At 58.0% G+C, this 20,382-nt stretch carries 22 protein-coding genes; 4 read left to right on the top strand and 18 right to left on the bottom strand.

Features of this window, described 5'->3' with window-relative positions; all coding sequences use genetic code 11:
- Positions 1 to 13 precede the first annotated feature (13 nt).
- Positions 14 to 739, bottom strand: a complete 726-nt coding sequence (locus tag QSJ36_RS07490) for a UbiA family prenyltransferase (RefSeq protein WP_022397802.1) — start codon at positions 737 to 739, stop codon at positions 14 to 16.
- A 177-nt stretch (positions 740 to 916) separates the two neighbouring features.
- On the opposite strand from QSJ36_RS07490, the gene QSJ36_RS07485 reads away from it, so the two are divergent.
- The 4 genes from QSJ36_RS07485 (at position 917) to QSJ36_RS07470 (ending at position 9,014) form a co-directional block, all read left to right on the top strand.
- Positions 917 to 2,035 (top strand): peptidylprolyl isomerase, encoded by a 1,119-nt coding sequence (locus QSJ36_RS07485; protein WP_022397801.1) that lies wholly within the window; start codon positions 917 to 919, stop codon positions 2,033 to 2,035.
- 306 nt (positions 2,036 to 2,341) lie between these two features.
- A complete protein-coding gene (galB, locus tag QSJ36_RS07480; RefSeq protein ID WP_022397800.1) occupies positions 2,342 to 5,305 on the top strand; it encodes a beta-galactosidase GalB in 2,964 nt (987 codons plus the stop codon).
- Between the two features lie 154 nt (positions 5,306 to 5,459).
- On the top strand, positions 5,460 to 8,132 hold the full coding sequence (locus QSJ36_RS07475; protein WP_285467982.1) for a valine--tRNA ligase: 2,673 nt from the start codon (positions 5,460 to 5,462) through the stop codon (positions 8,130 to 8,132).
- Positions 8,133 to 8,150: 18 nt separating this feature from the next.
- Positions 8,151 to 9,014, top strand: a complete 864-nt coding sequence (locus QSJ36_RS07470; protein WP_022397798.1) for a hypothetical protein — start codon at positions 8,151 to 8,153, stop codon at positions 9,012 to 9,014.
- 633 nt (positions 9,015 to 9,647) lie between these two features.
- On the opposite strand, the gene rplN is transcribed toward QSJ36_RS07470, so the two are convergent.
- From rplN to QSJ36_RS07385, 17 genes are all read right to left on the bottom strand, one after another.
- Positions 9,648 to 10,013 carry a 50S ribosomal protein L14 gene (rplN, locus tag QSJ36_RS07465; protein ID WP_012419350.1) on the bottom strand — a complete coding sequence of 122 codons (366 nt, stop codon included), beginning with the start codon at positions 10,011 to 10,013 and terminating at the stop codon, positions 9,648 to 9,650.
- Positions 10,014 to 10,050: 37 nt separating this feature from the next.
- The gene (gene rpsQ / locus QSJ36_RS07460) at positions 10,051 to 10,323 is read right to left on the bottom strand and encodes a 30S ribosomal protein S17 (protein WP_012419351.1); all 273 of its coding nucleotides are present in this window, start codon (positions 10,321 to 10,323) and stop codon (positions 10,051 to 10,053) included.
- A gap of 49 nt (positions 10,324 to 10,372) precedes the next feature.
- Positions 10,373 to 10,576: a 50S ribosomal protein L29 gene (gene rpmC / locus QSJ36_RS07455; protein ID WP_022397797.1), complete on the bottom strand. Its 204-nt coding sequence runs from the start codon at positions 10,574 to 10,576 to the stop codon at positions 10,373 to 10,375.
- Between the two features lie 14 nt (positions 10,577 to 10,590).
- Positions 10,591 to 11,013: a 50S ribosomal protein L16 gene (rplP, locus tag QSJ36_RS07450; protein ID WP_022397796.1), complete on the bottom strand. Its 423-nt coding sequence runs from the start codon at positions 11,011 to 11,013 to the stop codon at positions 10,591 to 10,593.
- Between the two features lie 51 nt (positions 11,014 to 11,064).
- Positions 11,065 to 11,754, bottom strand: coding sequence for a 30S ribosomal protein S3 (gene rpsC, locus QSJ36_RS07445; RefSeq protein WP_022397795.1), 690 nt, complete (start codon positions 11,752 to 11,754; stop codon positions 11,065 to 11,067).
- A gap of 39 nt (positions 11,755 to 11,793) precedes the next feature.
- Positions 11,794 to 12,132, bottom strand: a complete 339-nt coding sequence (gene rplV, locus QSJ36_RS07440) for a 50S ribosomal protein L22 (RefSeq protein ID WP_022397794.1) — start codon at positions 12,130 to 12,132, stop codon at positions 11,794 to 11,796.
- 39 nt (positions 12,133 to 12,171) lie between these two features.
- A complete protein-coding gene (locus tag QSJ36_RS07435; RefSeq protein ID WP_022397793.1) occupies positions 12,172 to 12,882 on the bottom strand; it encodes a hypothetical protein in 711 nt (236 codons plus the stop codon).
- A 20-nt stretch (positions 12,883 to 12,902) separates the two neighbouring features.
- On the bottom strand, positions 12,903 to 13,172 hold the full coding sequence (gene rpsS, locus QSJ36_RS07430; RefSeq protein WP_022397792.1) for a 30S ribosomal protein S19: 270 nt from the start codon (positions 13,170 to 13,172) through the stop codon (positions 12,903 to 12,905).
- Between the two features lie 35 nt (positions 13,173 to 13,207).
- Positions 13,208 to 14,044 (bottom strand): 50S ribosomal protein L2, encoded by an 837-nt coding sequence (rplB, locus tag QSJ36_RS07425; RefSeq protein WP_012419358.1) that lies wholly within the window; start codon positions 14,042 to 14,044, stop codon positions 13,208 to 13,210.
- 27 nt (positions 14,045 to 14,071) lie between these two features.
- On the bottom strand, positions 14,072 to 14,356 hold the full coding sequence (gene rplW / locus QSJ36_RS07420) for a 50S ribosomal protein L23 (protein WP_022397790.1): 285 nt from the start codon (positions 14,354 to 14,356) through the stop codon (positions 14,072 to 14,074).
- A gap of 6 nt (positions 14,357 to 14,362) precedes the next feature.
- The gene (rplD, locus tag QSJ36_RS07415; RefSeq protein ID WP_022397789.1) at positions 14,363 to 14,971 is read right to left on the bottom strand and encodes a 50S ribosomal protein L4; all 609 of its coding nucleotides are present in this window, start codon (positions 14,969 to 14,971) and stop codon (positions 14,363 to 14,365) included.
- Between the two features lie 41 nt (positions 14,972 to 15,012).
- A complete protein-coding gene (gene rplC, locus QSJ36_RS07410) occupies positions 15,013 to 15,648 on the bottom strand; it encodes a 50S ribosomal protein L3 (protein ID WP_022397788.1) in 636 nt (211 codons plus the stop codon).
- Positions 15,649 to 15,693: 45 nt separating this feature from the next.
- Complete coding sequence (rpsJ, locus tag QSJ36_RS07405) at positions 15,694 to 16,002, bottom strand: 30S ribosomal protein S10 (protein ID WP_022397787.1); 309 nt, start codon at positions 16,000 to 16,002, stop codon at positions 15,694 to 15,696.
- A 37-nt stretch (positions 16,003 to 16,039) separates the two neighbouring features.
- The gene (gene fusA, locus QSJ36_RS07400; RefSeq protein ID WP_022397786.1) at positions 16,040 to 18,187 is read right to left on the bottom strand and encodes an elongation factor G; all 2,148 of its coding nucleotides are present in this window, start codon (positions 18,185 to 18,187) and stop codon (positions 16,040 to 16,042) included.
- A 63-nt stretch (positions 18,188 to 18,250) separates the two neighbouring features.
- Positions 18,251 to 18,724, bottom strand: coding sequence for a 30S ribosomal protein S7 (gene rpsG / locus QSJ36_RS07395; protein WP_012419364.1), 474 nt, complete (start codon positions 18,722 to 18,724; stop codon positions 18,251 to 18,253).
- A 27-nt stretch (positions 18,725 to 18,751) separates the two neighbouring features.
- Complete coding sequence (gene rpsL / locus QSJ36_RS07390) at positions 18,752 to 19,135, bottom strand: 30S ribosomal protein S12 (protein WP_285467961.1); 384 nt, start codon at positions 19,133 to 19,135, stop codon at positions 18,752 to 18,754.
- 409 nt (positions 19,136 to 19,544) lie between these two features.
- Positions 19,545 to 20,099, bottom strand: a complete 555-nt coding sequence (locus QSJ36_RS07385; RefSeq protein ID WP_285467960.1) for a hypothetical protein — start codon at positions 20,097 to 20,099, stop codon at positions 19,545 to 19,547.
- Between the last annotated feature and the right edge of the window lie 283 nt (positions 20,100 to 20,382).

Here is a 20,382-nt window from a genome sequence, read left to right as displayed (position 1 = left end):
ATTCAATCCAAACCTATGTAGCCCGGCAGCCGAGCTTCTGCAGCAGCCGCGTTCCGGCCCACAATAAAACGGCGCCGATCCACAGCAGGGAACCCAGGCACAACAGCCATACCGCATCAAACAGGCACATGCCGGAAAGCAGCAGCACCACGGCCGCCTGAACCCGGGGCCTGCCCGCTTCACGCCGGGCCACCATGGAAATCAGGCAGGTAAACGCAAACAGGCCGAAAGCATACCACAGCAGGGACGCGGGCAGCACGGGTTCCCCGGCCGCATGGGCAAACACCAGCCCGGCGGCCAGCACCCACAGCCCGCGGCACAGCCCCATCAGAAAAACGGAGCCGCTCCACAACTTGTGAAACATATTGTACAGGGAAATCACGATCAGCAGCACAGCGCCCGCGGCAAACTCCCCGCCCAGCGCCATATTCAGCACCAGGCCGGACAGCCCGGCCACCAGGGACAGCAGCCTCAGCACGGACACGCTCACCGCGCCGCACGGCACGGGACGGTCCGGATAACGGGAAGCGTCCCACCTGGCATCCACACGGTCATTCTCCCACATGCCGTACAAATAAAAGCACACCCCCATCAGCACCACGCCCGCATACAGGCCGGCAGGCGGCAGCTCCGCTCCCCGGACGGCAGCCCACGCCACGGCCGCATTGGTGAACAGCGTGGGAATATTGGCCGGACGGGAGGAACGGATCACTCCCCTCAATAAACGGCAATCATGCATCGGCGCACACTGTATAGGGAAAAACGGCATTTACCAAGCACATCCACAGTCAGCAAAAGTGTGGAAACGGCCCTCCCTACCATGCAGGGCGGTATCCATACATACCCAGAAATAGATTGTCTTTACAGGGCTGTTCCCTATCATCCGGAAACATTAAAGCTTCTTTTTCTCCCCTCCATGAATATCAGAACCCACATCCAGGCGCTTCTCATCTGTACCATGGCCTTATCTGCACAGGCGCAAAGCATCGTGGATTCCCGGGCCTCCCTTCCCCGGGCCGTTCAGCTCCACGGGGATGAAGGAAGAGAAACGGTGCGTCCGGACGAATCCAAGCGCATCTCCCCGAACGAAGCGCCGGCCTCCCGCATGCAGCCCCAGCGCATCGTCAACCGGATAGCGGCCACCGTCAACGGTCGCCCGATCACGGCCAATGAAGTCAGCGTGCGGCTCATGCCCATCGGCGCGCAACTCGCGGCCCAGTACCCCAAACAGGGTCCCGAATTCTACAAACAGCTCGCCCTGGCGAAAAAAAACATCATTGAAGACCTGGTGGAGCGCGAACTGCTCCGCAACGAATTCGAAGGCATGGGCGGCGTCATCCGCGACTCCCTCATTGACCAGGAAATCAACCGCACCATCCTGACCACCTTCAACGGTGACCGCTCCGCTTTCCTGAAAAACCTCAACCTCTCCGGCATGACCATCCGCGCCTTCCGGGAAATGACGAAAAAACAGCTCCAGGTCCAGATCATGCGCGCCTCCAAATACGACCAGGAAATACCGCCCACCCCGGAAGAAATACGGCAGGAATACGAGGCAACCAAGGAACAATACCGGGACCTGACCAAGGACAAAATCAAATTCAAGAAAATCTTCATCCCCATGCTGGGGGACGACTCCGCCTCCACGCCGGAAGTGCAGCTCAACCTGGCGGAACTCATCGCCAAGGAAATCAAATCCAAAAACGCCACCTTTGAAGACATGGCCAAGCGGTACTCCAAAGACCTCTATGCGGAAAAAGGCGGCGATTGGCCCGTCACGGAGCGCTCCACGCTCTCCCCGGAATCCGCCGCCATCATCTTTGGCGCGCAGCCCGGCGAAATCATCGGGCCGCTGGTGGACTCCACCGGCTTCACCATCGTGCTGGTGGAAAAAAAGGAACTGGCCCCTCCTCCGCCACTTTCCGCCATCAAGGAGCAGATCGACATGATGGCGCGCAACAAGCGCAGCAATGAACGCTATAAAAAATGGGTGGAACGCCTCCGGAAAAAAGCCATCGTCAAGGTGTACATCTGAGTTCCTCCCGCCTCTCCCCTTTCCCCCGTTGCCGGACCGGCCCATTCAACAAGGCCGGTCCGGCATTCTCTTTTTCATTCCCCCGGTTCCAGTCCATCCAACCGATTCATTCGTCCTCTTTCTTTGACCGGGGGCAGCTTCCTCTCAACCATATTTCCGGAAGACGCCTCCATACATAACCGGACGGCGGCTGCAAGTCATCCCGCCGGATACGTGAAGCCCTGCTGACGGAATCCGTGCAGAAACCGCATTCTGCTGAATAAAAATCTTGCAAGATTGCAGATTTCCAGTCGTAATACCACAGATATGTTCACCAACATTACACGCACGACCCTCTGCATTACTGCGTTCAGCATCGCCAGCCTCATGGCGGCGCCCCTGGACGCCACCAAAACGGAGAGCCTGGATTGGAACTGGAAATTTGCCCGTTTCGGAAAAATGCCGGATGGCAGCACACAGCCGGAACCGGGAAAAGCCATGGGATTCGCCACTGCCACCAGTGAGGAATCCGGCAATCCGGCGGACAATGCCGTGGACGGGGACAAGTCCACCCGCTGGTGTGCCGACGGCGGCAAAAGCGGGGAGAAAATCACTGTGGACATGGGACGCCCCGTGGACGTGAAAACCGTCAACATCCTGTGGGAAAAACAAAACAACCATCTTTTCAAGCTGGAAGGCTCCGGTGACGGAAAACGCTGGACGACCATTGAAGACAAAACTTCCGGACAAAACGACTCCAAGGAAGACACGGTGGAAAACAAAACCGGCAAGCCTCGCTACTTCCGCGTCACCGTCACGGGCAACAACCAGAGCAACTGGGCCAGCATCCGTGAAATCACCTTTAAAAACGACAAGGGGGAAATCATCCGCCCGCAGGCCGCCGCCGGAGCCAGCAAAGCGGACCATCCCTCCAGCCCCGGTTTCAACGACAAAAACTGGCGTTCCCTGAACCTGCCGCATGACTGGGGTGTGGAAGGGCCATACCGCATGGACCTTCCCAATGAAACAGGCAAACTCCCGTGGGACGGCATCGGCTGGTACCGCAAAACGCTGGAAGTACCGGCGGACGCCAAGGGCAACCAATTCTATCTGGATTTTGACGGCATCATGTCCCGCCCAAAAATCTATGTAAACGGAGACCTGGCCGGCGAATGGAAATACGGGTACGGCTCCTTCCGCGTGGACATCACGCCCTTCCTGAAATTCGGCCAGAAAAACACCATCGCCGTCAGGGTGGACAATCCCCCCAACTCCTCCCGCTGGTATCCGGGCGGCGGCATCCACCGCCATGTGTGGCTCACGGAATCCAACCCCGTGCACATCGAACACTGGGGCGTCTTCGTCAAAACCCCGGAAATCACTAAATCCTCCGCCAAGGTGGAAGTGGACACCACGGTGAAAAACACCACGGACAAGGCCGTCACCCCCTCCGTTACGGAAGAAATTCTGGACGGTGACAAGGTAGTGGCCACAACCACCACCAGGGGGGAAGCGATCCCCGCCGGGGAAAAAGGCAAGGTCACCAGCACGCTGACGCTTAAAAACCCCACCCTGTGGACGCTTGAGGCCCCCCATCTGTACAAGATGAAAACCACGGTCAAGCTGGGTGACAAGGTCATTGACCAGAAACTCACGAACTTTGGCGTGCGCACCATTGAATGGAAGCCCACGGGCTTCTACCTCAACGGGGAGCGCGTGCAGCTCAAGGGCGTCTGCCAGCACCATGACCTGGGGCCGCTGGGCGGAGCCGCCCATACGCGCGGCTATGAACGCCAGATTGAAATCCTGAAGGAATTCGGCGTCAACTCCATCCGTACGTCCCACAACCCTCCCGCGCCGGAAGTGCTGGACCTGTGCGACAAAATGGGCATCCTGGTCATTGACGAACTCTTCGACATGTGGCACAGCGCCAAAAAAGGGCAGGACTACCACAACTACTTTGACGAATGGCATGAACGCGACCTGGTCAACTTCTGCCACCGGGACCGCAACCATCCCAGCGTCATCGCCTGGAGCACGGGCAATGAAGTGCCGGAACAGGGCAACAAAAACCTGCATAGCGTCTCCCAGAACCTCACGGACCTCTTCCACCGGGAAGACCCCACCCGCAAGGTGACGGCCGGCTGCAATGACGCCGGGGCCGCCCGGAACGGCTTCGCGGACACGATGGACGTCTATGGCTACAACTACAAGCCCTGGGCGTACAAGGCCTTCTCCAAGGATCGCCCGGACCAGCCCTTCTACGCCAGTGAAACCTCCTCCTGCGTCAGCACGCGCGGAGAATACTTCTTCCCCGTGGACTGGAACAAGAGCAAGGGCTTCTTCCTCTACCAGGTCAGCTCCTATGACCTCTACGCCCCCGGCTGGGCCTACCGCCCGGACGTGGAATTCGCCGCCCAGGACGACAACCCCAACAGCGCGGGCGAATACGTGTGGACGGGCTTCGACTACCTGGGAGAACCCACCCCGTACAACCTGGACGCCACCAACGCCCTGAACGTGCCGGAAGGTCCGGAACGTGAAAAACTGATGGCCGAGCTCAAGAAGCTGGGCAACCGCGCTCCCTCCCGCAGTTCCTACTTCGGCATCGTGGACCTGTGCGGCTTCAAGAAAGACCGCTTCTACATCTACCAGGCCCACTGGAGGCCGGATGTCAAAATGGCCCACATCCTGCCGCACTGGAACTGGCCGGAACGCAAAGGCCAGGTAACGCCCGTGCATGTCTACACCAGCGGGGATGAAGCGGAACTCTTCCTCAACGGGAAATCCCAGGGCGTCCGCAAAAAGGGCACCGGTGAAAAAGACCGCTACCGCCTCGTGTGGGAAGACGTGAAATACACGCCCGGCACCCTCAAAGTCGTCGTCAAAAAAGACGGCAAGCCCTGGGCTACGGACACGGTAACCACCACCGGAAAACCGGCGGCGCTCACCCTCAAGCCGGACCGCAGTGAAATCAAGGGAGACGGCTATGACCTCTCCTACGTCACCGTGGCCGTCCGCGACGCGCAGGGCCGCATGGTGCCCCGCAGCAAAAACCAGCTCACCTTCAAGGTAAGCGGCCCCGCGGACATTGCCGGCATCTGCAACGGCGATCCCACGGACTTCACCACCATGGCGAACCCGGAAAACAAAAACATCATGAAAATCAAGGCCTTCAACGGTCTTGCCCAGGTCATTCTGCGTTCCCGCAAGGGTGAATCCGGAAAAGTGACGCTCCAGGTCATCTCCAACGGCCTCAAGCCGGCCCAGACGACCGTGACGGTCAAATAAATCCTGAAAAAACTCCGCTCAGGCCGCCGGTTCCCGCCAGGGAGCCGGCGGCTTTTTCATACTGCTGCCCCTGGGGCGGAAAGAGCCGGTTTTTCCACCCATCCCAGGGCAGGTAGGGATTGAAAGAAAAAAACTTTATGGTACCCTTTTGCCCATGTCTGATCTGCCCAAAGCATATGATCCGTCCCTAGTGGAAGAAAAATGGCAATCCCGCTGGATTGAAGAAGGTTGTTTCAAGGCTGACCCGGCTTCTGAAAAGCCTGCCTACTCCGTCGTCATTCCTCCCCCCAACGTCACGGGAGTGCTCCACCTGGGCCATGTGCTGAACAACACCATCCAGGACATCCTGGTGCGCCGCGCGCGCCAGAAAGGATATGAAGCCCTGTGGCTGCCGGGCACGGACCACGCCGGAATCGCCACTCAGGTACGGGTGGAAAAGGACCTCAAGCAGACGACGGGAAAGAGCCGCCATGACCTGGGCCGTGAAGCCTTCCTGGAAAAAGTCTGGGAATGGAAGGAAAAACACGGCGGCATCATCATCAACCAGCTCCACAAGCTGGGCTGCTCCTGTGACTGGGACCGCGAACGCTTCACGATGGATGAGGAATACACCAAAGCCGTCGGGCAGGTATTCATTGACCTCTTCCGGGAAGGCCTCATCTACCGCGGCCGCCGCATGGTCAACTGGTGCCCCGTTTCCCTCACCGCCCTCTCCGATGAGGAAGTCATCATGACGGAGCAAAAAAGCAAGCTTTACACCGTCCTCTACAAGCTGGAAGACGGCTCCGGAGCCCTTCACGTAGCCACCACCCGTCCGGAAACCATCATGGCGGACGTGGCCGTGGCCGTCAACCCGAAGGACCCGCAGTACGCCCACCTCATCGGCAAAAACGTCATGCGCCCGCTCAACGCCGCCCCCATTCCCATCATCGGGGATGAATACGTGGAAATAGAATTCGGCACGGGCGCTCTGAAAATCACCCCGGCCCATGACAAGGCCGACTTTGAAATAGGCCGGAAATTCAATCTGGAAATCATAGACATCCTCACCCCCGACGGCCATATCAACTGCACGGAAGTGCCGGAACTGCACGGCATGGACCGCTTTGACGCGCGCCGGAAATCCGTGGAAATGCTGGAAGCCGCGGGCCTCATGGTCAAAATTGAAGACTATGACAACAAGGTGGGCTTCTCCGAACGCGCCAACGTCCCGATCGAACCGCGCCTCTCCATGCAATGGTTCCTCAAATACCCGTGCGTGAAGGAGGCGGCGGACGCCGTGGCCGGCGGGGACATCACCTTCCGCCCCGCGCGCTGGGCGAAAACCTATGCCCACTGGCTGGAAAACATCCAGGACTGGTGCATCTCCCGCCAGCTCTGGTGGGGGCACCGCATCCCCGTCTGGTACCGGAAGGACAAGGCGGAAGAACTCAGGAACGCCCCTGCTCTGGACGCCTCCGCCCTGGAGCAAGGCTTCCTCTACGTGGGAACCGAGCCGCCCGCGGATCCGGAAAACTGGACTCAGGACAGCGACGTGATGGACACATGGTTCTCCTCCTGGCTGTGGCCCTTCTCCACCATGGATGACGAAACCCGCGCCAAATTCTACCCCACCACGGACCTCGTCACGGGACCGGACATCATCTTCTTCTGGGTGGCCCGCATGATCATGGCCGGCTACCGCTTCCAGCATGACAAGCCGTTCAGCAACGTCTTCTTCACGTCCATCATCCGCGACAAAATAGGACGTAAAATGAGCAAATCCCTGGGCAACTCCCCGGACCCGCTGGACCTGATCGCCAACTACGGCGCGGACGGCCTCCGCTTCGGCCTCATGCGCATCGCCCCCACGGGCACGGACGTGCGCTTTGACGAAAACCAGATCGGCGAGGGCAGGAACTTTGCCAACAAACTTTACAACGCCACCCGCTTCCGCCTGATGCAGGGCGCGGCGGAGGAAGACGCTGCGCCGCACTACTCCCCCGTGCACATCTCCATCATCTCCAAGCTCAAGCAGCTCCATGCAGATGTGGAAAAAGCGCTGGCGGACTACGAATTCAACGCCCTCATCCAGAACCTGTACCAATTCTTCTGGAACGAATACTGCGACCGCTTCCTGGAAGCCGTCAAGGGAGATTTGAGGGACGGAGCGGACCCTGCGGCACGGGCGGCCACGCTAACCACCATGGACACGGTGCTCAGGCACTACCTGGCCCTGCTGCATCCGGTCATGCCGCACATCACGGAGGAACTCTGGGCTTCCCTGGGCTTTGCGGACGCCAACGGCGGCCTTCCGCTCATGCGCACCCCGCTCCCCTCCGCGGACGGTCTTCTGGCAGGGCTGGACGAAACCCGCATCACGCTGGCGAACACCCAGGCTGCGGCTCTCTATGAAACGGCCAACAAGGCCCGGAACCTGAAGGCGGAATACGACCTCTCCAACAACAAAAACGTCAGCTTCATCCTGAAAACCACCCATGACGTCCCGCTGGACATCCTCTTCCGGCTGTCCATTCTGGCAAACGCCAAATCCGTCACCCGGGACGCTGCCTACTCCGCCCCCAAGGGAACGCCTGCGGCCCTCACGCCGCTGGGAGAGCTCTTCCTTCCCCTGGAAGGACTCATTGACGTGGAAGCGGAAAAGGAACGACTGGGCAAGGAGCTGGACAAAATTGCCAGGGAAATCGCCAAATCCTCCTCCAAGCTGGGCAATGCGGGCTTTGTAGAAAGAGCCCCGGCGGAAGTCGTGGACCAGGAAAAAGCCCGTCTGGCGGATTGGGAGGCAAAACAGGCCCAACTGAAAGGGATGCTTGATTCCCTTTCCTAATCATCTATTCTTCCGGGAATGAATGACCTTCAACAGTACTTTGCCGGTCGTGAGCAATTCATTGAATTGCTGGAAGCGGTGGGCATACGTACTCTTGAACAATTCGCTTCCGCGGACCCTTTCACCGTTTTGCCTGAACTCCATCAGGCAAAACGGATGCTGAAACTGCGCACGGAAATACCTCCGGCTCCCGTTTTCAGGGAATGGGTGAACCAGGCGCTTGCAATGCCCACAGCGCCGGAACCGGCTGCACTGCACGCTTCCACGGACGGAAGCCTCCCGCTTGCCACTCCCGTGGTGGAACTGGCTCCGGCGGTGAAGACAACTCCGCGGACATCCGGACCCGGCAGGGAAAAACGGCCACGCCCTCGTGCCGACGGCCCTGCGAAACATCTCTCCACCAAGGCAAGGCGCCAGGAAGAACAAAGCTACCAGCCCGCCAAGCGCGTCCATGTCCGGCAAGAGCCAAAAACCTACCTGCGCAAAAAGGGCGTCAAGCACATGACTCCTTTCCGGACATGGCTGGGAGCCGCCTCCGTCCTCCTCCTCTTCGTCTGCACCCTCTTTTCCATCGCAATCATCACCCTCGTGCTTCTCAACGGGGAACGAGGCTGGTTAATCATCAGCCTATGCTTCGGCCCCTGGTTTCTGGCGCTGATCCTGTATCTTTCCCTGGCGTTGCCCCGGAAATGTAGCGTATGCCGCGCCCACGTCTTCTCCTTTAAAAAATACACCCGCAACAAGGCGGCCCATCGCATCCCCCTCTTCGGCTACGTATTTGCCACGGCTCTGCATATATTCCTCTTCCACTGGTTCCGGTGCCCGGCCTGCGGTTCCTCCCAGCAGTTGGAAAAAACCCGCGCGGAACAGCACAAACACTAGCGTGCGCGTGGCCCCCTCCGCCTTGGCCTCCCCGGGATCTCCCGGCCTTTCTCCTGCGCGTAACGCTCGGAAAAAGGCTCCTTTCCTGTCCGGCGGCAGCAAGAACAGCAATCCCGAACAACGCGTTTCCCGCTCTTTGCCCTATCCCTGGGCCCCAAATCCGGATTCAGACGGGACAAACAGCCTTCCCTCTCCGAATTCTCTGAAATGGCCTTCTATCAGCGGTTCCCGCATCTTCCGCCGTCATCCCCTGCTCGGAAGCGGAACGGGCGCATCTCAAGTCTCTTGGCTCCCGGCACGCCCCAAGACATTCTCTCAGACAGACCGCCTGAGGCCCTTGCCTCCCTTCCGCCTGAAAAACCCGTATCGACATCTTCATGCCGTGCGATGTAAAAACACGTTCCCAACTCGGAAACACGGGAATCCATCGGGACGTTTCAAAAACAGGAAAAAACCTGCCCCATAAACTATTCCGGACTCTCTTCCCAGACGCCCGGCAAACTCGTAGTTCCGGTGACTTTATTGTTTCTCATGAAAAACGCCTCAAACACACATTCACCGGAAAAATACGGGCAACAAAAAAACGCCGTCCTCTCTTCAGAGAACGGCGTTCAAAATCCTGAGGTGTCTCGGTTAGAGCACTTCCGGAGCAAGGGAAACAATCTTCATGAACTTCTTTTCACGGAGTTCACGGGCGACCGGCCCGAAAATACGGGTGCCGCGCGGGTTGTTGTCCTTGTCGATAATGACGACGGCGTTGCCGTCAAAACGGAGCACGGAGCCGTCATCACGGCGGATCGGGGCGGCGGTGCGCACCACTACGGCCTTCACCACAGTACCTTTCTTCACGGAAGCGGTGGGAATGGACTCGCGGATGTGGCAGGTAATAATGTCGCCAATGTGGGCCTGACGGGTGCGCTTGCCGATGACGCCAATCATCTTGGCGGAGCGGGCACCGGTGTTGTCGGCCACCTGGACTAGGGATTCCATCTGGATCATGGTATCAAATCTCCTTTATTTAATGGTTGATTCCTGATTAGTGGGTAAGCACTTCCACCAGTTCCCAGCACTTGAGCTTGGAAAGCGGGCGGGTTTCAACGATACGTACCTTATCGCCTACCTTGGCCGTGGAATTTTCGTCATGGGCATAGAACTTCTTGCTCTTCTTGACGATCTTCTTGAACTTGGGGTGCGGAACGCGGGCAACGTATTCCACGACGATGGTCTTGTCCATCTTGGTGGAGGTCACCACGCCGACGCGCGTCTTGCGAAGGCCGGGCTTCTTGGTTGTTTCGGTTTGTTCGGACATTGGATTCTAAAAGTGTTAGAATATTCTGTTGTTACCGGAAATCCTCAGTTTACGCTTCCCCGGTTTCACCCTTGATGGTAAGGGCGCGGGCAAGGTCCTTGCGGACGGTGCGGATTCTCTGGTTGTTTTCCAGCTGGCCGGTGGCCTGCTGGAGACGGAGATTGAAGAGTTCTTCACGAAGGCTGCGCACCAGAGCGGAAAGCTCTTTGGCGGACATAGCACGAAGTTCTTTGGGGGAATTCTTATCGGACATGGTGATGAGTAGCTTTAGTGTTGAACGCCTTGACGATAGACGAAGCGGGTCGGCACGCCCAGCTTGTTGGAAGCCAGACGAAGGGCTTCACGGGCCTGGGATTCGGTCACGCCGCCTACTTCAAACAGAATGTTGCCGGGACGGACAACGGCCACCCAGCCTTCCACGGCGCCCTTGCCCTTACCCATACGAGTATCCGGGGGACGGGACGTAAAGGACTTCTGCGGGAAAATGCGGATGAACACCTTACCTTTACGTTTCAGGTAACGGTTGATCGCAATACGGCAGGCTTCAATCTGGTTGTTGGTGATCCAACCGCGGTCGAGCACCTGAAGGCCGAAGTCACCAAAGGCAACATAGGTACCGCTGGTGGCATTGCCGGAACGGCTGCCGCGGTGCATCTTGCGGTGCTTCACTCTTTTGGGCATTAAAGGCATATCTTATTCCTCCTTGTGTTAAGTGTGATGAACAATGTGATGGCGGCTTTCTTAGGCACGCGGACGACGGGGACCGCGGGGGCCGGACGGGCGTGAGGTCTGCTGGGAGACGACTTCATCGCGCTTGTTGACCCAGCACTTCACGCCGATGATGCCGTACAGGGTGCGGGCTTCGGCGAAACCGTAGTCAATCGGGGTGCGGAGCGTCTGCAACGGCACTTTGCCTTCGCGGTACCATTCGGCACGGGCGATATCGGCGCCGCCGAGACGGCCGGCGCAGCGGATGCGGATGCCGTCGGCGCCACGTTCCATGGCTACCTGCACGGCGCGCTTCATGGCGCGGCGGAAGGAAACGCGGCGTTCCAGCTGGACGGCCACGTTTTCAGCGATGAGCTGGGCGTCCGTTTCAGGAGAACGGATTTCCACGATGTCAATGTTGACCTGGGTGGAAGCGCCGCACAGGCCCTGGAGGTACTGGCGGATCTTTTCAATTTCTTCACCCTTGCGGCCGATGACAAGACCCGGACGGGCGGTGTGGACGGTAATGCGGACGCTGTTCCAGGCACGTTCAATCACGATGCTGGAGACGGCGGCGGACATCAACTGTTCCTTGATGTACTTGCGCATCACCAAGTCTTCATGCAGCTTGGTGGCGTAATCCTGGCCCGTGGCGTACCACTTGGAACGCCAGTCCTTGTTGACGGCGAGGCGGAACCCGATTGGATTTACTTTCTGACCCATGATATTAGTTCAGCTATATGTGTGTTAGATTGGAATGACTTAGCCTTCTTGATCGGCCAGTACGACGGTGATATGGGATGTGCGCTTGCGGATCATGTTGGCGGATCCACGGGCGCGGGGCATCGTGCGGCGCATCGTGGGGCCTTCATCGACCATGACGGACTTGACCACCAGCGTGTCAACGGACAGTTCCGCATTATTCTCGGCGTTGGCCAAGGCGGACTTGAGCGTCTTATTCAGCAGGTAGGCACCCTTCTTGGGGGTGTAGGACAGGATGTCGGTCGCCTGGGAGACGGACAAGCCTTGAATTTCTTGAGCAATATCGCGCATCTTCTTGGCAGAGATGCGGGCGTATTTGTAAACAGCTTTCACTTCCATGGGTTTTTCCTCGTAGTGCAGGTTATTGATGAAGATGATTTAGTCGTTGGTTTTTACTGAGGCAGAATCTCCGACGCGCACCGGCTCGGCAGGCGCCGCAAGTTTCTGAACAAGCGCGCCACATACTTCCTTGCGGACGTCCGTGACTACGGCTTCTCCGATGGTTTGCGCTCCCCGGGTCACCTGTACGGGCATCCCGACTTGCATCCCTGCCGTTCTACCGGCGTTCAGCACCACTACTCCGGATTCGGAGTCAATGCTGAGCACCTTGGCTTCCGCCAGGGTTCCCGCGCCATCTCGCACGGGCTGTTGCCTGTATCCCAGAACGGACTCCAGCAGGCGCAGGGAGCTTTCCACTGCCGTCCTTGCATTTGCGTCCTCGGATATGGCTTGTTTCATGTAGGCGAGGATGGCTCCGGAGAGCTTGACGGACGCCTGCTCCAGCCGCTGAATGCGGTCATTGGAGGCTTCGATGTCTGCCACCGCCTGAATCAGGCGTTCCTCACTATTACCTAGCGCTGCGCCTCCCAAAGCTTCCAGCCGGGTACGGATGTCCACCAGCTGGGCGGCCGCCTTGTCGGCGTCGCTGCGGGCCTGGACATAGGATGCCTTGAGGGCCGCATTCTGCTTTTCGAGACGCTCGATTCTGCGCGTCAGTGCCGCCGTATCCTCTTCCGCTCCCTGCAGTATCCCGCCCAGCCCTACAAGGGTGGTAAGGGAATAGGCAAGGATGGAAGAAGAGTTCGACATGTTGATTGTTAACTTACTGATTACTTCTTACCGATACCGCCGTGCTGTTTGAAGACACGAGTCGGGGCAAATTCACCAAGCTTGTGGCCTACCATGTTTTCCGTGACGTACACCGTGGCAAAGTTCTTGCCGGCGTGCACCAGGAAGGTCAGACCGACGAAGTCAGGCGTAATCATGGATGCGCGGCTCCAGGTCTTGATCGGCTTGCGGTCACCGGTTTCAAGCTGAGCGTCGATCTTGGCGAGAAGCTTTTGACTGACAAAAGGGCCTTTTTTGAGAGAACGTCCCATGTTATATGATCCTAGTTAAAGTTATTGTGTATTGGTTACTTGGCGTTGCGGCGCTGTACGATGACGGAGTCGCTGGGCTTGCGGAGACGGCGGGTCTTCTGGCCCTTGACGTGGCCCCACGGAGACTTGAGGTGCTGACGACCGCCGCCGGACTTGGACTTGCCTTCACCACCACCGTTCGGGTGGTCGACGGGGTTCATCGTCATACCGCGCACGGTGGGACGAACGCCCATCCAGCGGGTGCGGCCGGCCTTGCCGGACATTTCGTTCATGTGCTGGGTATTGCCAACCTGACCGATGGTGCAGTAGCAATCCTCATTGAAACGGCGGATTTCGCCGGAGGGCATCTTGATCAGCGCATAACCTGCTTCACGGTTGGAAACAATGGCCTGCTGGCCGGCTGCACGGGCAACCTTGCCGCCGGAACCCGGACGGATTTCAATGTTGTGAACGGAGGTACCCAGGGGAACGTTCTTCAGGGGCATCGCATTGCCGACCTTGGGAGCAACCTTCTGGCCGCTTTCCACCTTCATGCCCACCTGGAGGCCCGTAGGAGCCAGGATGTAGGACTTTTCACCGTCCTTGTATTCGATCAGGGCGATGCGGCAGGTGCGGTTGGGATCGTATTCGATGGTAAGCACGGTGGCGGGCACGTCAAACTTGTTGCGCTTGAAGTCCACCAGGCGATACTTGCGCTTGTGGCCACCGCCGATGTGGCGGGTGGTGATGCGGCCGTTGTTATTGCGGCCACCGGATTTCTTGAGGGGTCTGCAGAGACTCTTTTCCGGGGTAGAGGTGGTGATTTCGTCAAAGGACGGCCACACCTTGTAGCGGTTAGAGGGAGTAACTGGCTTGAATGACTTGAGGGACATGATAGCTTTCCTTCCTAGTAGGGGGCTTTAAACGAGGTCAAGGGTTTCACCGTTGGCAAGCTTGATGTAAGCTTTTTTCCAATGAGCGGTGCGACCTGCATCAGCACGGCGCTGACGCTTGAGCTTGCCGTCATAGTTGGCGGTGCGCACGGAAGCGACCTTCTTGCCGAAAGCGACTTCGACAGCCTTTTTGATTTCGATTTTGTTGGCGTCGCGGTCAACTTCAAGGACCAGCTCGCCAGTGGTTTCCTGGAGCATGGTGGCCTTTTCGCTGATGCGCACCTTCTTGATGACTTGGTAAATGTCTTTCATGGCTTCTTAAGCAGTACGGCTGGCGAGGGTTTCTAAAGCGTTGTCAACGAGGATCACTGCATCAGCGTTCATGAGCTGTTCAATGTTCACTTCTGCGGCGGTCATCAGGAGAACTTCCTGAACGTTGCGGCCGGCAAGATAGGTGGAATCGTCAAAGGAAGCGGCTACGATGAGCACCTTCCTGGCGTCCGTCAGATCCTTGACGGCCTTGATGAAGGACTTGGTCTTGCCGTCGGCCACGGAGAATTCGGCAACGGTGCTGACCTTGGAAGCGGCGATCAGATCGCCCAGCACGCGGCGCAGGGCCAGGCGGCGGGTGCTCTTGTTCACCTTCTTGGTGTAGTCGCAGGGGCGGGGACCGAAGACCACGCCGCCGCCCACAAAGATGGGAGCGCGCTTGTCGCCGTGACGGGCATTACCGGTGCCCTTCTGGCGGAAGATCTTCTTGTTGTTGCCGCTGACTTCAGCGCGGGTCTTGGAGTTGGCGGAACCGGTGCGGCGGTTCGCCTGGTAGGCCACGATGAGGTCATGCACGGCCTGGGAGCCCTTGTCACTGCCTACAAGCTGGATGTTGGCGGCAGCGGCGGCTTCTAATGTAAAGGTATTTGCGGACATAGATAGGTTTTCCTATAATCAATGTGAGGTTAACTAAAGCCTTACTTCTTCTTGGCGGGGCGGATCACGAGGTAGGAACCGCGTGCACCGGGAACGGCGCCGGAGATAAGAATGACGTTGTCTTCCGGACGTACGGCCACAACCTTCAGGTTCTGTACCGTGCGCTTGGCATTGCCCATCTGTCCGGGCATCTTCTGGTTCTTCCAGACGCGGCCGGGGGTGGAACAGCCACCCACACCACCGGTACGGCGGTGCATCATGGAACCGTGGGCGGCGGGAGAGCCGTGGAAGTTGTGGCGGCGCATCGCGCCCTGGAAGCCCTTCCCCTTGGAAGTACCGATCACGTCAACCCACTGGCCGGCGGAAAAGAGGTCCACGCCGGGATCTTCAGCACCTTCAGCAGGCAGTTCGGAAGCTTCCACGCGGAATTCCTTGAGGAGCTTGGTGGGCTGGATGCCCAGTTTCTTGAAGTGGCCGGCCTGAGGCTTGGCCACGCGGCTTTCCTTCTGCGCATCAAAGGCAACCTGAATGGCGTTGTAGCCATCCTTGTCTTCCGTTTTGATCTGGGCGAAGGTGTTGCCCTTTACGTCAATGACGGTCACGGGCACCATAGCGCCGGATTCCTGGTCAAACAGACGGGTCATGCCGACCTTTTTTCCGATAAGTCCTAGAGCCATTGTAGTGTGTCTTTCTGTTTTTTAATTACTTATCCGGGTACCAAACTAGATGCGGATCGTGATGTCCACACCGGCCGGGAGATTGAGCTTCTTGAGCTCATCAATCGTGCGGGCGGTCGGGTCGACGATGTCGAGCAGGCGCTTGTGGGTGCGGATTTCAAATTGTTCAGCCGACTTCTTGTTGACGTGAACGGAACGGTTCACGGAGAATTTTTCAATGCGGGTCGGCAACGGGATCGGGCCGTGAACTTTGGCTCCGGTGCGCTTGGCGGTTTCAACGATCTCCTGGGAGGAGCGGTCGATGGCGCGGGAGTCAAATGCGCGGAGTCGAATGCGGATTTTTGGACTTTGCATGGACGTGCGGTCTATTGGTTATACTTCAAAGGTTTGTTTATTTAGCCTTCTCGGTGACGATCTGGTCAACGAGGTTCTGAGGCACCTGTTCAAAGTGGGAGGGCTCCATGGAGTAGGAGGCGCGGCCACTGGAAAGGGTACGGATGGCGGTGGAATAACCGAACATTTCGGACAAGGGAACCATGGCCTTCAGGATGCAGGCGTTGGCCTTGTTTTCCATGTTGCTGATCTGGCCGCGGCGGCGGTTCAGGTCACCCATGATGTCGCCCTGGTAGTCGGTCGGCGTGGAAGCTTCAACGGACATAATGGGTTCCAGCATGATGGGCTTGGCCTTCTTGAAGGCGTCCTTCATGGCGAAGATGGCGGCCATCTTGAATGCGTTTTCGTTGGAGTCCACTTCGTGGTAGGAACCGTCCACCACTTCAACGTGCACGTCCACCACCGGATAACCGGCGATAACGCCCGTGGTCATGGCTTCATTGAGGCCGGCATAGACGGCGTTCATGTATTCCTTCGGAATGGCGCCGCCCACGATCTTGTTTTCGATGGTGAGGCCCTTGCCGCGTTCGTTCGGCTTCACGTCAATCACCACGTGGCCGTACTGGCCGCGGCCGCCGGACTGCTTGACCAGCTTGCCGTCGCCATGGGCGGGGGCAGTGATGGTTTCGCGGTAGGCGATCTGGGGCTTGCCGATGTCGGCTTCCACCTTGAATTCGCGCATCAGGCGGTCAATGATGATTTCCAGGTGAAGTTCACCCATGCCGGAGATCAGGGTTTGTCCGGTTTCTTCGTCGGTCTTCACGCGGAAGGTCGGGTCTTCTTCAGACAGGCGGCCCAGAGCGTTGGACATTTTTTCCTGGTCGGCCTTGGTCTTGGGTTCCACGGCCATGGAAATAACGGTTTCCGGGAAGGTGGGGGGTTCCAGGCAGACATCGTTGTCCGGGCTGGTGATGGTGTCGCCCGTGGTCACGTTGCGCAGGCCCACGATGGCGGCGATGTCGCCGGAGTATACGGCGTCAATGTCCGTGTGCTGGTCAGCCTGGATCTGGATGATGCGGCCCACGCGTTCCGTCTTGCGGGTGCGGGGGTTGTACACGGTGTCACCCTTCTTGAGGACGCCGGCGTACACGCGGATGAACACCAGCTTGCCGACGAACTTGTCAGCCCAGAGCTTGAATGCCAGAACCATGGGCTTGGCGTCGTCCGTAGCGGTAATCTTGAAGGTTTCTTCCGCATCCAGCGTGCTTTCAGCGTGGGCGGGAACGGTTTCCACCGGAGAGGGGAGGTAATCCACCACGGCGTCAAGCAGGAACTGGACGCCCTTGTTCTTGAAGGCGGAACCACCGGCAACGGGGATGAACTTGTTGGTGATGGTGGCGCGGCGGATGGCTTCCTTGAGTTCCTTGGGGGTGAAGGGTTCTTCCATGAGAACCTTTTCAGCAAGTTCGTCGTCCACGTCGGCCACGCGGCTCACCAGTTCATGGTAGGCCAGTTCGGCTTCTTCCTTGAGTTCAGCGGGGATTTCCTCAACCGTGTAGGTGGAGCCCAGACGGTCGTTGTCGGCATACATGACAGCCTTCTGGTTCACCACGTCAATCTGGCCGCGGAGCTGGTCTTCAGCGCCGATGGGGATCAGAATGGCGGCGGCGTTCGCACCCAGCTTGTTGTGGATGTCGTCCAGCACGTTGTTGAAGTTGGCGCCGGTACGGTCCATCTTGTTCACGAAGCACATGCGGGGAACGCTGTACTTGGTGGCCTGGCGCCATACGGTTTCCGTCTGGGGCTGCACGCCGGCCACACCGCAGAATACCACGATGGCGCCGTCAAGCACGCGGAGGGAACGTTCCACTTCAGCGGTGAAGTCAACGTGCCCGGGGGTGTCAATAATGTTCAGCTGGAAGTTTTCGCCTTCGAACATTTTGCTGATACCTTCATTTTTCACCTGCTTCCAGTTGGTGGTAACGGCAGCGGAGGTAATGGTGATACCGCGTTCGCGTTCCTGCTCCATCCAGTCGGTAGTGGTGGAACCGTCGTGGGTTTCACCGATCTTGTGGATCATGCCGGTGTAGAAAAGAATACGCTCGGACAAAGTAGTTTTGCCGGCGTCAATGTGAGCGGAGATACCGATGTTGCGGTAGCGCTCAAGGGGAGCCTTGCGATTGGGATTGTTTACGTGATCGGACATAGTGTCTGGAAAGTATCTGTAATGATCGAAAGTGAATGGTTCGGCTGACAGTCGCTGAAGGGATTACCAGCGGAAGTGGGCAAAGGCGCGGTTGGCCTGGGCCATCTTGTGAACGTCGTCGCGCTTGCGGACGGAGGAACCCTGGTTGTTGGCGGCTTCCTTGATTTCGTTGGCAAGAGCCTTGTGCATCGGCACGCCCTTGCGGTTGCGGGCGTAGTTCACAATCCAGCGCATGGCCAGGGATTCGGAACGGGCCGGGTCCACTTCCAGAGGCACCTGGTAGGTGGCGCCACCTACGCGGCGGCTCTTCACTTCCACACGGGGCTTGGCATTTTCAATGGCGCGGGTGATCACTTCCAGGGGATCAATGCTGTCCGTGCCTTCGTTAGCCATGTCGATGGCGGCATAAACAATGCGTTCCGCAAGGGAGCGCTTGCCATCCAGCATAACCTTGCTGATCAGTTTGCCAACAAGAGCGCTGTCGTAACGGGGGTCACGACGTTCGATTTTTCTATAGACGCGTTTACGGCGGGCCATAATATATAGTAGGTAAGATGTTAATGTTTACTTGGAGGCAACCTTCGGGCGCTTGGCGCCATACTTGGAGCGGCCCTGGCGACGCTTGTCAACACCGAGGCAGTCAAGAGCCCCGCGGACGATATGGTAGCGAACACCCGGCAAGTCCTTCACACGACCGCCGCGAACGAGCACGATAGAGTGTTCCTGGAGGTTGTGACCTTCACCGCCGATGTAGGCGATCACTTCTTCACCATTGGTAAGACGGACTTTAGCCACTTTACGAAGAGCCGAGTTCGGCTTCTTGGGCGTACGGGTCATTACCTGGAGACAAACACCGCGGCGTTGCGGGCAGCTATGAAGAGCGCGTGACTTGGACTTCTCTTCCGGAGTAATACGTCCCTTGCGGACGAGCTGATTAATGGTCGGCATGTTTTCCTGCTTTGGTTGTGGTTCGTCGGTCTGATCCGATATTCAAGGCGAACATCCCTTTCAGTAAGCAGGAAGCGCGCCTTTTTTCCGGAGGCAAACCCGATAGAAAACGTATTTCTTGCGCCTTTCGGCGCGTTTGGGGACGGCCAATATAACGTGATTTTATATCATGACAAGTCTTTTATTCATCTTTTCCTAAATATTTCATCCGTGCCATTTTCCCCTGCTCTTTCCCAAGCTTCATTCCGGGTTGCCGGCGCCTTTTTCAGCTTCTTCCTCACCCAGCGGACCTCCACATGCTGATAGACGAAAAAGGCGATAACCAGGGAAACACACAAGGCGATTCCCCAGAATAAAACTGGGGGCCCATCCACCCGCCACTTCATTCCCGCGCCAATCCCCACCCATTTCAGGGGGGGGGGGCAGGCAGGGACGGCAGGCGGACGCTCCACAGGGAGGCAATGCACAGGGCAAAGATGACGGAAGAAACAACGTACCCCGGGAATGAATAGCTCAGGGCTCCGATTCCTTCATGGGTGGCGGCAGAAGAAGCCAGCAGCCACGCCGCGCCTGCTCCAATCCAAAACCACCGCCATGGACTCTTCCACCGTTCCATATTCCAGGACGCACACCACATCCCCAGCAAAAACTGCCACAGGCGGAAACTCACCTGATAATACAGCCTGCCGTAGTCCATCACGGTGCCGCTCCGGAACGCAGCAAAAAGAACGCTTGCCGCCAGAAGCCACAGGAACGGCCTTTTCTCGTAATAACGGTAAAGCCACGGAAACAGCGCCAGAAAGGCCATGATGCAGACGATGAACCAGACCGCCGCCTTCCCCATCATCTTCCACATCGCAAGTGTTGGCGCGGCTATCAGCAGCCTGACTCCGGCCCACGCCGTCGCCTGCTGGCCTTCAATAAGAAGAACGGCAAAACCGGCAGTCCAGGCAATCAACAGCACCGGCAGCAGGCGTCAGCCTTTTTCCGGCAATATTCCCCGATGCTTCCTTGTGTGAAACCTCCGGCGGATCGAACGGCCAGAAAACCGCTCAAGACAAAAAAGCCATCCACAGCCACGCTCCCTCCGCAATTCCATCCCCCGCTGTAATGGAAAAAGACAACCGTCAGGCACAACAAAATTCTCAGCAGATCCAATCCATAATTCCTGACAGGCAGCATATCCGGAAGCCAACGGATAAGCAATCCGTGGTCAAGCGGTATTTCCAAGGGAGAAAAACTTGCGA

The organism is Akkermansia sp. NBRC 115031, from assembly GCF_030268505.1.
In the GTDB taxonomy this organism is placed as follows: Bacteria; Verrucomicrobiota; Verrucomicrobiia; order Verrucomicrobiales; family Akkermansiaceae; genus Akkermansia; species Akkermansia massiliensis.
The sequence above is the reverse complement of the archived record's forward strand: the minus strand, read 5'-3'. Positions and strand labels throughout refer to the sequence as shown.

What these genes read in the sequence shown, in the direction of transcription:
- rpsG (WP_012419364.1), bottom strand. Translation starts at nt 18,724, where the DNA reads ATGGCCCGCCGTAAACGCGTCTATAGAAAAATCGAACGTCGTGACCCC.
- rplB (WP_012419358.1), bottom strand. Translation starts at nt 14,044, where the DNA reads ATGTCCCTCAAGTCATTCAAGCCAGTTACTCCCTCTAACCGCTACAAG.
- rplN (WP_012419350.1), bottom strand. Translation starts at nt 10,013, where the DNA reads ATGATCCAGATGGAATCCCTAGTCCAGGTGGCCGACAACACCGGTGCC.
- QSJ36_RS07475 (WP_285467982.1), top strand. Translation starts at nt 5,460, where the DNA reads ATGTCTGATCTGCCCAAAGCATATGATCCGTCCCTAGTGGAAGAAAAA.
- rplD (WP_022397789.1), bottom strand. Translation starts at nt 14,971, where the DNA reads ATGTCCGCAAATACCTTTACATTAGAAGCCGCCGCTGCCGCCAACATC.
- rpsC (WP_022397795.1), bottom strand. Translation starts at nt 11,754, where the DNA reads ATGGGTCAGAAAGTAAATCCAATCGGGTTCCGCCTCGCCGTCAACAAG.
- rpmC (WP_022397797.1), bottom strand. Translation starts at nt 10,576, where the DNA reads ATGTCCGATAAGAATTCCCCCAAAGAACTTCGTGCTATGTCCGCCAAA.
- fusA (WP_022397786.1), bottom strand. Translation starts at nt 18,187, where the DNA reads ATGTCCGATCACGTAAACAATCCCAATCGCAAGGCTCCCCTTGAGCGC.
- QSJ36_RS07470 (WP_022397798.1), top strand. Translation starts at nt 8,151, where the DNA reads ATGAATGACCTTCAACAGTACTTTGCCGGTCGTGAGCAATTCATTGAA.
- rplC (WP_022397788.1), bottom strand. Translation starts at nt 15,648, where the DNA reads ATGGCTCTAGGACTTATCGGAAAAAAGGTCGGCATGACCCGTCTGTTT.
- QSJ36_RS07490 (WP_022397802.1), bottom strand. Translation starts at nt 739, where the DNA reads ATGCATGATTGCCGTTTATTGAGGGGAGTGATCCGTTCCTCCCGTCCG.
- rpsS (WP_022397792.1), bottom strand. Translation starts at nt 13,172, where the DNA reads ATGGGACGTTCTCTCAAAAAAGGCCCTTTTGTCAGTCAAAAGCTTCTC.
- QSJ36_RS07435 (WP_022397793.1), bottom strand. Translation starts at nt 12,882, where the DNA reads ATGTCGAACTCTTCTTCCATCCTTGCCTATTCCCTTACCACCCTTGTA.
- galB (WP_022397800.1), top strand. Translation starts at nt 2,342, where the DNA reads ATGTTCACCAACATTACACGCACGACCCTCTGCATTACTGCGTTCAGC.
- rplV (WP_022397794.1), bottom strand. Translation starts at nt 12,132, where the DNA reads ATGGAAGTGAAAGCTGTTTACAAATACGCCCGCATCTCTGCCAAGAAG.
- QSJ36_RS07485 (WP_022397801.1), top strand. Translation starts at nt 917, where the DNA reads ATGAATATCAGAACCCACATCCAGGCGCTTCTCATCTGTACCATGGCC.
- rplW (WP_022397790.1), bottom strand. Translation starts at nt 14,356, where the DNA reads ATGAAAGACATTTACCAAGTCATCAAGAAGGTGCGCATCAGCGAAAAG.
- rpsL (WP_285467961.1), bottom strand. Translation starts at nt 19,135, where the DNA reads ATGCCGACCATTAATCAGCTCGTCCGCAAGGGACGTATTACTCCGGAA.
- rpsJ (WP_022397787.1), bottom strand. Translation starts at nt 16,002, where the DNA reads ATGCAAAGTCCAAAAATCCGCATTCGACTCCGCGCATTTGACTCCCGC.
- rplP (WP_022397796.1), bottom strand. Translation starts at nt 11,013, where the DNA reads ATGCCTTTAATGCCCAAAAGAGTGAAGCACCGCAAGATGCACCGCGGC.
- rpsQ (WP_012419351.1), bottom strand. Translation starts at nt 10,323, where the DNA reads ATGTCCGAACAAACCGAAACAACCAAGAAGCCCGGCCTTCGCAAGACG.